General features: G+C 61.1%; 9 protein-coding genes and 1 tRNA gene. 2 read left to right on the forward strand and 8 right to left on the reverse strand.

Annotation, left to right across the window (positions count from 1 at the left end):
• Positions 1–7: 7 nt before the first annotated feature.
• On the reverse strand, positions 8–919 hold the full coding sequence (locus ACR30Z_RS14375; protein WP_434373185.1) for an NAD(P)-dependent oxidoreductase: 912 nt from the start codon (positions 917–919) through the stop codon (positions 8–10).
• An 81-nt stretch (positions 920–1,000) separates the two neighbouring features.
• On the opposite strand from ACR30Z_RS14375, the gene ACR30Z_RS14380 reads away from it, so the two are divergent.
• A complete protein-coding gene (locus ACR30Z_RS14380) occupies positions 1,001–2,068 on the forward strand; it encodes a D-2-hydroxyacid dehydrogenase (protein ID WP_434373186.1) in 1,068 nt (355 codons plus the stop codon).
• Positions 2,069–2,191: 123 nt separating this feature from the next.
• Positions 2,192–2,680 (forward strand): hypothetical protein, encoded by a 489-nt coding sequence (locus tag ACR30Z_RS14385; RefSeq protein WP_144651296.1) that lies wholly within the window; start codon positions 2,192–2,194, stop codon positions 2,678–2,680.
• Positions 2,681–2,770: 90 nt separating this feature from the next.
• Here the strand turns inward: ACR30Z_RS14385 and ACR30Z_RS14390 are convergent, their stop codons facing one another.
• From ACR30Z_RS14390 to ACR30Z_RS14420, 7 genes are all read right to left on the reverse strand, one after another.
• The gene (locus ACR30Z_RS14390) at positions 2,771–4,129 is read right to left on the reverse strand and encodes an MFS transporter (RefSeq protein ID WP_434373187.1); all 1,359 of its coding nucleotides are present in this window, start codon (positions 4,127–4,129) and stop codon (positions 2,771–2,773) included.
• A 128-nt stretch (positions 4,130–4,257) separates the two neighbouring features.
• A complete protein-coding gene (locus ACR30Z_RS14395) occupies positions 4,258–5,052 on the reverse strand; it encodes an IclR family transcriptional regulator (RefSeq protein ID WP_144651292.1) in 795 nt (264 codons plus the stop codon).
• Positions 5,053–5,307: 255 nt separating this feature from the next.
• On the reverse strand, positions 5,308–5,598 hold the full coding sequence (locus ACR30Z_RS14400) for a hypothetical protein (protein WP_434373189.1): 291 nt from the start codon (positions 5,596–5,598) through the stop codon (positions 5,308–5,310).
• A 114-nt stretch (positions 5,599–5,712) separates the two neighbouring features.
• A tRNA-Val gene (locus tag ACR30Z_RS14405) sits at positions 5,713–5,788 on the reverse strand.
• A gap of 77 nt (positions 5,789–5,865) precedes the next feature.
• On the reverse strand, positions 5,866–6,822 hold the full coding sequence (locus tag ACR30Z_RS14410) for an NAD-dependent protein deacetylase (protein ID WP_434373190.1): 957 nt from the start codon (positions 6,820–6,822) through the stop codon (positions 5,866–5,868).
• The gene (locus tag ACR30Z_RS14415) at positions 6,819–7,322 is read right to left on the reverse strand and encodes a peroxiredoxin (RefSeq protein WP_434373191.1); all 504 of its coding nucleotides are present in this window, start codon (positions 7,320–7,322) and stop codon (positions 6,819–6,821) included. Before ACR30Z_RS14415 ends, ACR30Z_RS14410 begins: the two co-directional genes overlap by 4 nt.
• Entirely contained in the window at positions 7,319–7,738 is a 420-nt protein-coding gene (locus ACR30Z_RS14420) for a DUF3052 domain-containing protein (RefSeq protein ID WP_026542347.1), read from the reverse strand. Before ACR30Z_RS14420 ends, ACR30Z_RS14415 begins: the two co-directional genes overlap by 4 nt.
• Positions 7,739–8,262 lie beyond the last annotated feature (524 nt).

Below are 8,262 nucleotides of genomic sequence, written 5' to 3' on the forward strand. Positions count from 1 at the left end.
CGCCGGCTCAGTTGCTGTTCGACGTCGCGGCTGGTGTCAGGCTCAGGTTGGCGATGGTTTGTCGGACGACGGCGAGGTCCTGGTCACCGAGTCCTTGGCGCTTGAGTTCGGCGTAGAGCTCCATCGCGGCCGTAGCGAGAGGCGCAGCTGAGCCCACCGCTTCAGCGCTGTCGAGGACGAAGCCGAGATCCTTGTGCATGAACTTGGCCGGCCCTGTGGGGGCATAGTCCTTGGCGGCCAAGCGTGGGCCGACATTGTCCAGCACCCGGCTTCCGGCCAGCCCGCCTGAGAGGACCTCAAAAAGGGCTTCCACGTCCATTCCGGAGCGTTCGGCGAGTTCGGCCGCTTCGGCAAGTGCCGCCGTCGTGGTTCCTACGATCAATTGGTTGCAGGCCTTGGCCAGTGAGCCCGCCCCAAGGGGCCCCATACGCCGGACGGTGGTCCCCATGGTCTCGAAGAGCGGCCTAAGCGCTTCAAAGCGCGATTCGGTGGTGCCGACCATAATGGCCAGCGTTCCGTTCTGAGCGCCGGTGGTACCGCCGCTGACCGGGGCGTCCACCACCACGGCATTGCCGCTGCTTGCTTGCCGGACTGTTTCGCCAAACCGCTGGACCGCGGTTGGGGAGACGCTGCTCATGATGACGACGGCGGTACCTGGCGTAGGTGGCACGCTCCGCCAGGATTCGAGCAGGGCGGCGGAGGCTGCTTCGATGAATGGCAGGTCCGGGAGCATGAAGATGATGGCATCTTCATCGCGGAGGTCGGCGACCGCAGCTGCGCGGCTGACGCCTGCCAAGCCGTCGAAAGCGGCATCGGAGCGGTTCCAGGCGGTGACGCCCCACCCTGCCTTGGCGATGTTGGCAGCCATGGGCGCACCCATGAGGCCCAAGCCGACGAAACCGACTCGTTTGCTGGTCATGGTGGATTCCTCACTTCGTTGTGTTCATAGGCGGCGACGTAATTCCTCGAAATCTGTTCAATATCCTAGCCGCCATTCAGTATGATGAACACTATGACGACTGATGAACTTACCATCGCCATCGCTGTACCGCTCGAAGCAGAGCACGTAGAGCTGATTCGCGCAGTAGACCCCTCCGTAACAGTTCTCTACGATCCCGAGCTGCTGCCCCCCGAGCGCTTCCCCGCCGATCACGCCGGCGACCCCCATTTCAAACGGACGCCCGAACAGGAGGAACGCTACTGGGCCATGCTGAACCGCGCGCAGGTACTGTACGGCTTTCCCAACGAAAGCCCTGCCGGACTCGCGCGGATTGCCGGCAGCAACCCGCACCTGCAGTGGATCCACGCCATGGCAGCCGGCGCAGGAGGAGCAGTCAAGGCTTCCGGATTGGACACTGAGACCCTTCAGAAGTTCCGCGTCACAACATCTGCCGGAGTTCATGCCCTGCCTTTGGCAGAGTTCTCCGCCTTCGGCATCCTCAACGGCTTCAAGCGCAGCGCGGAGATGGCACAGGATCAGGCCGACAAGTTCTGGCCGGAACTGCGGACGCCCACCAAGCTGGTCAATGGCTCCACGCTGGTCATCACCGGCCTGGGTGAAATCGGTATGGAAACCGCAAGGATCGCCCGAGCTTTGGGGATGAAAGTCAGCGGCACCAAGCGCAATGTCGAGGCCATCGAAGGCATCGACGAAGTGACGGACAACGACGGCCTGGCCGGTCTTTTGGCCAATGCCGACGCCGTGGTCAACACACTTCCCGGAACGCCCTACACCGAGAAGCTGTTCAACGCTGCCGTCTTCTCGGCCATGAAACCGGGAACCGTGTTCGTCAATGTGGGCCGCGGCACCGTGGTGGATGAGGAGGCCCTGCTTGAGGCTCTCGACAACGGGCAAGTCTCCTTCGCATGCCTTGACGTCTTTGCCGTTGAGCCATTGCCCCAGGACAGCCCGTTGTGGAATCACCCCAAGGTCCTGGTGTCACCTCATACCTCTGCCCTCAGCACAGCCGAGAACCGCCTGATTGCCGAACGCTTCTGCAGCAACCTCCGCACCTTCCTGGACGGCGGCGAACTCCCCCACTTGGTGGATCCGGTTCACTTTTACTAAACCGGCAGACCTCCCACTTCGCACGCCCGGCAGCCGGATCACGGCTTCTGGGCGTGTTGTGGTTAAGGCATCCCAAGCGCCATTGTCGTCGCAGGTTCCCGTCCCGCGCAGTACCATCCTCCTATGGAAAAGCCTGCGATTGTGCGCATCTTTCCGGACTATGCAGACACAGTGTTGTGGCTCGACCGGCCTGTCGACTACGAGCTCGCCGGGCTCACACCATCCCTGGAACAGGAGCTCAAAGACTGGGAGCAGTTCTACTACGACTCGTTGACGCGCGATTTCGCTTGGAAAGCGCCGGACCTGCCCTCCTTCTACGCAGCTGAAGGCAACCGCTTGGCTCAACGCTTGGCCGATGAACTCGGCGACGGCTACGAAGTCCAGTTCACTCCATATGAGGAAAACGCAGTGGCACGTCGGTTCCGCGGTACGAAATCCCCCAACTCACGGGCCGTTGCTGCGTTCGATGCCCTCGTAGCCGCGGCGCGCGCAGAACAAGACAGGATCTCCCGCGCCCTTGCAGCCCACCCACCTGAAGAAGGCACAGGTTGGTTCGCTGCCTCGCCGCTTTCAGGAAACGTCTTCAAGCCGCCGCGGGCCGGGCAGGAATAGTCCGTCCGCACATGGCCACACCTCACAAAGCAGCGCGGCACCCTCCGCCGGGAGGCTGCCGCGCTGCTTTGCTGGGAAGGACCGCGAAGGCTACTTTGCGTCTTCCGTGCTGACGAGGTCGCGGCCGGCTGTCTCCGGGGTGAAGAACGTGGTCACGAAGGAGATCAGGGCCAGGACCAGGGAGTAGATGGCCAGGACCAGCCACGAGTGGTTGGTTGCAGCGAGCATGAGCGCGCCGAGCAGGGGCGCGAGGCCGCCAGCCAGGACTGCGGAGATCTCCCGACTCATGGCGACACCCGTAAAGCGGTACTGCGAGCCGAACAGCTCTGGCAGGAGCGGGCACTGAGGCCCAAGCATCGACTGGACACCGATGGCGATACCCACGGCCATCACTACCCATACCAGGGTGACGTTGCCCAAGGTGACCAAGTAGAACGCGGGGACGGCGATAATGGCCTGGAACAGGGCACCGTAGCGGTACACCGGAACGCGACCGTACTGGTCGGACAGCGCGCCGAACGTGACCACCATGACGGCAGCGAAGCCAGCGGCAATCAGCAGCCCAACCGGGCCAATGGAGTTGTTTCCAGCAAAGACGCCTGCCGGCATGCTCATGAACGACACCAGCAGCGCGGAGTAGATCGAGGAGTTGCCGTTCTCACCCATTCGGAGGCCGATGCCGATCAGGACGTTCTTCTTGGAATGCCTCCACAGCTCACCGATGGGGTTCTTGACCACATTTTTGTGCTTTTCCAACTCTTGGAACGCAGGCGTTTCCTTGAGCTTCAGCCGGATGAAGATGGCGACGGCAATCAGGATGAAGCTGGCCAGGAAGGGCACCCTCCACAGCCAGCCCTGCAGGACGGACTTGTCCGCCATGGCGATCAGCGCGAAAGTACCCGCGCCCAGAAGCGTGCCCAACTGGATGCCGACGAACGGCAAGGATGCGAAGAAACCACGACGACGGCGCGGAGCCACCTCTGAGATCAAGGTGGTGGCGCCTGCCTGCTCAGCACCTGCGCCAAGACCCTGGACGATGCGCAAAGCCACCAGCAGCACGGCTCCCAGCATTCCGGCCTGTTCAAAGGTGGGCAGCAGGCCGATGGCGAAACTTGCCGTTCCCATCAAGGCGATGGTGAGGATCAGGACCATCTTCCGGCCGAACCGGTCGCCGATGTAGCCAAAGAACAACCCACCAAACGGCCGGGCAGCGAAGCCGACGCCGTAGGTTGCGAAGGACGCAATCAGCGCCCCATCAGGGCCCAAGGGCGAGAAGAACAGTGGTCCGAAGATCAGTGCCGAAGCAAGCCCATAAATGTAGAAGTCGTAGTACTCCAGGGCTGAACCAACCGAGCTGGCCAACGTTGCCCGCCGAAGCTGTTCCGGCTCAACTACAGCGTCGTCGGCCTCAGCCGCGAGCTTTGCATTAGTACGAGTTATCACAAGCACTCCCTCAAAATCACCCCGGGCCCCCGTTGGCCCAGCGAGATAGCGATGGCATCACCGCCAAGATCACTATGATGAACAGAGTACAGCTTGTTGAACTTACTGCCAAGGTTGTAATCAGATTTATTTGGTCAGCCCATTGGATTACCCAAAGAGCGGGCAAGCTCCTTGAGCTCCTTGACCATGAGGGCGCCCTGCTCCTCCGAATACGTAGCCTTCAGGGCCGTTACGGACAGGCCCAGGCTGGGGCCGTGGGCCCCGTGGGTGGGCACCGGCACGGCAAGGCATACAACACCCACCGTGGACTCTTCGTCCTCGAAGGCGAACCCCTGCTTGCGGATGGTCTTGATCTGCTCCTTGAGCGCCTCGGCTGTTCGCAAGGAGTTCGCGGTCATGACGGGCAGTTCCATGCCGTCCGGGAACATTCCATCAATGTCGTGATCGTGCAACTGCGCCAAGAGGGCCTTTCCGACGCTGCAGAGCGAGACGGGCATTTTGTCACCGATATTGGATGTCAGCCTGACCGCAGGGTGACCCTCATAGCGGGCGAGGTAAATGACATGATCGCCGTCGAGCATCGCGATCCGCACGGTTTCACCCGAAAGAGTGGGCGCCTGCTCACAGTATTTATAGAACTCCTGCACCTCATCGAGGCGACTAAGGTAGGCGGCCCCCAGTTCAACGAGCTTTCGCCCCAGCGCAAAGTCGGCGCCCTGCCTGGTGATCAGGCGTGCCTCTTCCAGCGCGAGGAGCAAGTTGGACGTGGAGGATTTTGGAATCCCGAGTTCGCGCGACAGATCGCTCAGTGTCAGACGCCCGGAAGGCGATCCTGCGAGGGCTTCGAGCACAGCGGCAGCGCGGGTGACAGCAGGTGCCGGCGACGACGCGCCCAGCCCTTCGGAGCGGGTAGTGCGGGAATCGGCCATGATTCTCCTTCGTCAGAGCAATCTGTTCGTTCAATCTGCTGAACACTACCCATCATAGTGGCACTGGGATGGGCCTGGTCGGTACTTAAGGGGGCAACTGGAGGGTGTTATGGGGCGGCACCCCGTTGTGTGGGCAACGCCAGACTGCTCCGCTTTCCAAACCCAAGAGTTCGCTGTATATTCATTTTCGAGCTCTCCACCGCGGCATCCCCCAATAGTCGTGGTGGAGAGCTCATCCATTTCCTGCGCGGATAGCTACGCCACAGCGGCTTCTTCGCCCCTCAGGCTCCAGCCCCCTCCAGAACCGTCCCGCACCAGTTGCCAAGTGACGAGGGCTGACCTCACATTGCCACCCAAACGAACCTGGACCTGCCAGACCTCTACGTCCACTCGACCCTGCCCCCGCGGCATACGCGTGGACGCTTCCCACCATGAGACGCGCTCAAACCAGCGGACTGGCTCCACTGCAATCTGCCATTCCCGGCTCCCCCTCACTACGGTGGCCGGGAGTCCTTGGGCAGTTGTGCGGATGTACACGTGTTCCATGGACGAAACCCTAGGGGCCAGCTCCGACATTTAAGGCGGTTCCGGAAACAGTTCACAGGCAGCAAAAAACCCCGCCCTCCAAGCCGTTTGGCTTGAATCGACGGGGTTTTTCTATGGTGGGTCCTACCGGGATCGAACCGATGACATCCACGGTGTAAACGTGGCGCTCTACCAGCTGAGCTAAAGACCCAATCAATGGTTTTGACGCTTCCCCAGTGCTTATTCACTGCTTCAGCGCTTCAACCAACGAACAATGACTCTACATGATCAATTGCCGGAAACGCCAATCGGTTCAGAAGCCTCTGGCAGATCCGGCAGAGTGCGCGACAGAAAGTCCAAGGCTCCGCTCACTCCGAGCTCCAGTTTCAGCACGGCAAATTCATCGCCACGGGTGGTGCCCCTGTTGATGATGACTACCGGCTTTCCGGCTTTTGCCGCGTGACGAACGAAACGCAAGCCGCTCTGTACCGTCAAGGATGATCCCGCCACGAGCAGGGCATCGGCCTCGTCCACCATCCCATAGGCGCGTGCTACACGCCCTTTGGGCACGTTCTCGCCGAAGTAGACAAAGTCGGGTTTGAGCGTCCCACCGCAGACGGGACAGACAGCCATGACAAACGAGGTGATGAGTTCCGGATCCTCAACCGTGGCATCAGCATCAGGGGCCATCTCCACCACCCCCGATTCCACCGCAGCCTCCAGGAAGCCGGGATTGATTTCCTCAAGAATGGCTGCGATCAACCGCCTGCTGAAGGTATGCCCGTTGTCCAGGCAGATCACTTGGTCGAAGCGTCCGTGGAGGTCCACCACATTGATGCTTCCTGCGTCTTCGTGGAGCCGGTCCACGTTCTGGGTGATAAGCCCGGTCATCAGGCCCCGACGCTCCAACAGCGCGACGGCGGCATGTCCGGCGTTGGGATCGGCGTGCCGGAGATGGGACCAACCAATATGGTTCCGAGCCCAGTACCTGCGGCGGTTGGCCTCACTGCCGATGAACTCCTGAAAGGTCATGGGGTTGCGCGGCGCGGATCCGGGTCCTCGATAATCAGGAATACCGGAGTCGGTGCTCAGCCCGGCTCCCGTCAGCACAGCGAGGCGCCTGCCGCCCAAAATTTCCAGGGCCGGCCTCATGGCCGCCAGCTCGTCGGAATCGAGCTGCACCTCGCGAGCAGGCGGCATGCTGGCAAAACCCGTCATACCCACTCCGGGTCTGGTGCGGCTCACGGCTGGTGTTCGCCCAGCGCCAAGAGGGCTTGCCGATATTCGGCGAAGTCCCTTGCCTGGCCGCGCGGATTGACCACGACATAACGGATGATTCCCGACACGTCGATGATGAATGTACCCCTCAGTGCCATCCCACTCTCGGCGTCGAAAACGCCATACTCCTGCGCTACCGCTCCGTGCGGCCAGAAGTCGGCCAGAAGGTCGAAGTCTAAGCGTTCTTTCTCTGCGTAGGCACGTTGGGCGAATTTACTGTCCACCGATATCGCCAGCACGGTGGCGTTCGAATCCTTGAAGGCGGCGATGTTGTCGCGAATCTCACACAGTTCTCCGGTGCAAATGCCGGAGAAAGCAAAAGGGAAAAACACCACAACAACGTTGCGGCCCCGGTAGTCCGACAAACGGACGGGCTCACCGTACTGGTTCAGCAGTTCGAATTCCGGTGCAGGCTGCCCTATTCCAGGAACGAACACCGAAGCAGGCGCCTGTCGGACTTCCGTCACTTGTTCTTCTTGGGCACCAGGCGCGTGGCACTCCAGTCCTTCGACACGCCGGCCGAAGTGGTGAGGTGCAGGCCGGACGTAGGCGCGGCATCCTGGATGTCGGCTGGAGAAACATAGTTGTCGCGGCCTGACTTGGGGGTCAGAACCCAGACAACTCCGCCTTCCTTCAGCGTGGTGAGCGAATCCATGAGGGCATCAACAAGATCACCATCGCCATCCCGCCACCAGAAGACGACAGCATCTACAACGTCATGATCGTCTTCATCCAACAGCTCGGAGCCCGTGACATCTTCAATATCGTCACGCAAGTCGAAGTCGACGTCGTCGTCGTAGCCGCGCTCCTGAATCAGATCCCCATCTTTGAAACCCATTCGTTCCGCCACATTTACCGATGTGGCGGCGTCGGCCTCGCTCACGTTTCCTCCTTTTGAAGTGACTTCCATTACTAACAGCCAACACCCTTTGGGCGTGTGCTTCAAGCCATTGTCCCTGCCATGAGGCACATTCCGCACCACCTAGGGCGTTTCGGGGCCGTGACAATCGAGTGCTTTCCGTCACGGAACCCTGCTGGGTGTGACATACAACGCCCTGCGGGGCTCGCGGCTACGCATCGCAGCGCCGCGAAAGCTAGAGTGGCCATGAGCGTTATGGCTGCAGGGCGATCGCCCCGCAGAATTCTACTGGGCAGCCATGCGCTCACAAGACCTGCCCGGCGCATCCGACCGGGCTGTTGAAACCGAGATGTCGCACACGACGCGTTCACGACGGGCAGTTACCCTGCCAGACCTGAGGCGCCGATGCATGCGCCTAAAGGAAGGTTGGACGTGGCTGCAGGAGAAGAGACCTCACACATCCTCAGCGGGTTGACTGCCCAGCTGCCTGATCGTGATCCGGAAGAGACCGCGGAGTGGATTGAGTCCCTTGATGCGTTGATCGCGGA

The sequence above is a fragment of the Paenarthrobacter sp. FR1 genome (assembly GCF_051106045.1).
Classification (GTDB): domain Bacteria; phylum Actinomycetota; class Actinomycetes; order Actinomycetales; family Micrococcaceae; genus Arthrobacter; species Arthrobacter nitroguajacolicus_A.